Annotated in this window: 2 protein-coding genes; both read left to right on the forward strand. The window is 47.2% G+C overall.

The genetic code is table 11. From position 1 onward, the window contains the following. The first annotated feature begins 73 nt into the window (after positions 1-73). Positions 74-403, forward strand: coding sequence for a transposase (locus H7T88_RS29265; protein WP_221791733.1), 330 nt, complete (start codon positions 74-76; stop codon positions 401-403). A 77-nt stretch (positions 404-480) separates the two neighbouring features. After that, positions 481-1,007: DDE-type integrase/transposase/recombinase (locus H7T88_RS29275; RefSeq protein WP_221791734.1), on the forward strand; the 527-nt coding region annotated here is incomplete at its 3' end.

The following is a 1,007-nucleotide window of genomic DNA, read 5'->3' on the forward strand; positions in this document are numbered from 1 at the left end:
CTTTAAAGCCCCCTAATCCAATTGGACACTCGAAGCTACCTCAGATACACTAAATGAAATGAGGAGAGTGTTCATGAAAAGACGATTTAGATGCCCGGTTGAGGCGAAAAAGGAGTATGTCGTAGAGGTGCTTTCTGGCCTCCGGACAGAGGTCGTGGCACGAAAGTACGGCATGTCTCCTAAAACGCTGACGACTTGGGTTCGTCAATATGAAGATGAGGTGGGGGAACTGGTGGCTAAAAAACAAAAAGAAACGCAACAAATACAGCAAGATGCAGCCAACTATCAAGAATTACAAGAGAAATACGATGAAGCTTTGAAACTTCTCGGCGCAAAAGAATTAGAGAACCAGATTCTCAAGGATCTCGTTAAAAAAAAGTACCCCGACTACAAACCGCGATAGGTTGGATTGAGCGAGGATATCCTGTCCGTACGGTGCTTCGGATCTGCGATGTCCCTCGCTCAACATACTATTATCACTTGAAACACCCTGAACGCCAGCAACCCATAAGTAGCGGACGAAAAATCCCTGGATACTCTTACAACCAGCAGGGGAAGCGTATCTCGGACACTCGGATTTTCGGGTTTCTTCGTCGTTTGATCCAAGGGCCGGATGCGGCGTTTGGCTACCGAAAACTAACCGTGTTGTTGCGCCGGAAATACAACTTGGTGATTAACAAAAAGAAGGTATATCGGCTCTGTAAGTCTCTCTGTATCCTTCTCCCTCAGCGCGAACGAACGCATACTGTACCGAGAAAAGTAGCTAATAACCGAACGGTAGATGGGCCTAACCAATTGTGGCAGATGGATATCAAGTACGGTTATGTTGCAGGGAAACGCCGGCACTTTTTCCTCGCAAGTATTATTGATGTTTTTGATCGCCGAATCGTCGCTCACCATCGAGGTAAAGCCTGCGACACGCAGAGCATCTTGAATACGCTCCGGCAGGCTATGGTAACACGACGTATCCCTAAAACCGAGCCAAAGCTCGTGATTCGTACCGATAA

The organism is Paenibacillus cucumis (ex Kampfer et al. 2016), assembly GCF_019748695.1.
GTDB lineage: Bacteria > Bacillota > Bacilli > Paenibacillales > Paenibacillaceae > Paenibacillus > Paenibacillus polysaccharolyticus.

Coding starts and splice junctions, on each gene's coding strand:
- H7T88_RS29265 (WP_221791733.1), top strand. CDS start 74: ATGAAAAGACGATTTAGATGCCCGGTTGAGGCGAAAAAGGAGTATGTC.